Source organism: Leyella lascolaii, assembly GCF_900079775.1.
In the GTDB taxonomy this organism is placed as follows: domain Bacteria; phylum Bacteroidota; class Bacteroidia; order Bacteroidales; family Bacteroidaceae; genus Prevotella; species Prevotella lascolaii.
In genome coordinates this window covers 1-1,821 of sequence record NZ_LT556037.1, presented here as the reverse complement: position 1 = coordinate 1,821, position 1,821 = coordinate 1, and the positions used below count along the sequence as shown (strand labels likewise).

General features: G+C 49.9%; 2 protein-coding genes. Both read left to right on the top strand.

Translation table 11 applies throughout. The annotated features are described in order from the left end of the window. Nucleotides 1–1,028 (top strand): toxin TcdB middle/N-terminal domain-containing protein (locus BN4609_RS05730; protein WP_303645086.1); only part of this gene is annotated, 1,028 nt, incomplete at its 5' end. After that, a partial coding sequence (locus BN4609_RS05725; RefSeq protein WP_164071585.1) for a hypothetical protein occupies nucleotides 959–1,821 on the top strand: 863 nt, incomplete at its 3' end. The genes BN4609_RS05730 and BN4609_RS05725, both read left to right, overlap by 70 nt.

Below are 1,821 nucleotides of genomic sequence, written 5' to 3'. Positions count from 1 at the left end.
ACCGTATCCAAGGCGGTAAGTCTCTCGCCTTTAATTTTGGTGCAGGTGGTAATAGCCCAGAGGCTGGCTGGGGTGAATTTAAAGATAAAAAATATAAGGATATAAACAAGGCTTCTGGCAGCTTCTCCGCAGGCTTTGGTCTCGTAACCTCAGAGAGCGAAGAGGAATACAACCTTATCGACATCAACTCTGACGGTCTCCCAGATAAGGTCTGGAAGAATGGTGATGGTATCACTGTTGCCCTTAATACAGGCAATGGCTTTGACGAGCCTATCAGTTGGAAGGGTGCAAGTGCGCTCAGCGAATCGGCATCAACCTCAGAGTCTGCAAATGCAGCGTTCACTTTGACCATCAACATTCCTGTCATAAGCATCAAGATTTCAACCAACCCTGGTGCTTCTACCTCGCACAGCATCAACCGTCCGACCTATTCATTGCAGGATGTGGATGGTGATGGTTATCTTGACATCGTTGAGTCTGAGAAGGAAAGCGAGTTGAAGGTTACACGCTCTGCCATTGGCAGAACCAACATGTTAAAGTCAGTCACCAATTCCTTGGGCGGAACTTTCACACTCGACTATGCGCATACCACTCCTACCTACGGACTTCCTGGTGGCAAGTGGGTAATGTCTGCCCTTACCGTTGATGATGGTATCCATGACGACGGTCCTGTAATGACTACCGCCTTTGAGTACAAGGACGGCAAGCGTGACCGCCATGAACGTGAGTTCCTCGGTTTCGGTGAGGTCATCACCAAGAACCTTGACACGGAGAAAGGCAATTCTGTTTACAGACAGGCTGTTGAGAACTACGATGTAGCCAACTACTACACGCAGGGCAATGTTACCGCCACATCCGTAGAGGATGCCAACGGCAACAAGTACACCCTGAAAACGAGAACGACAAGGTTGATCCTCTCACGATGGCATTCACTCCATTGGGTACAGACCAGACTTCTATGGATAAGTGGGTCGGTCAGCGACAGGACATCTACCTTACAGCGACAGAGGCAAGCACAGCCCGATTGACAGAACAGGATGTACTCCTTACCAATCCATTGGATAATAATACAGAGGTGGCAGGACTTGCAGGTGAATACTTGCAGGGTACTGGTGCGGCAGCTGTAAGCCAAGTGATGTCCAGCAAGAGCACGGTAGTGCAAGGCGGTGCGCTTGGCATCACGCACAACGATGCGAGCGGTAGTGCCAAGACAGAGGTCACCATGATGGATATGAATGGTGATGGCTTCCCGGACATCATCGCTGGTGGTACGATTCAATACACCAACTCTCTTGGTGGACTGAGTGGCGAAATCTACAAGGGCATCGGCTCTAACAACTCAGACAATGCTTCACAGGCATGGGGATATGGCGGCACCCCTGTGGCTTCAGCGTCAAGCATCACAAATCTAATCTCCAAGGGCAAGGCAACCATACTGAACCAGCAGACTGCCTGGCTGGCTCAATTCTCCATCTCTGGCAGTGCGCCAAAGAATACGGATGAAGCGGTTGAGTCTTTCATTGACATCAATGGCGATGGGCTTCCCGACAAGATTCTTTCGGACAGGAAAGTAAGACTGAACCTCGGCTATGCCTTCACAGAGCCTGTTGACTGGGGGCTTGACCGTATCCAAGGCGGTAAGTCTCTCGCCTTTAATTTTGGTGCAGGTGGTAATAGCCCAGAGGCTGGCTGGGGTGAATTTAAAGATAAAAAATATAAGGATATAAACAAGGCTTCTGGCAGCTTCTCCGCAGGCTTTGGTCTCGTAACCTCAGAGAGCGAAGAGGAATACAACCTTATCGACATCAACTCTGACGGTCT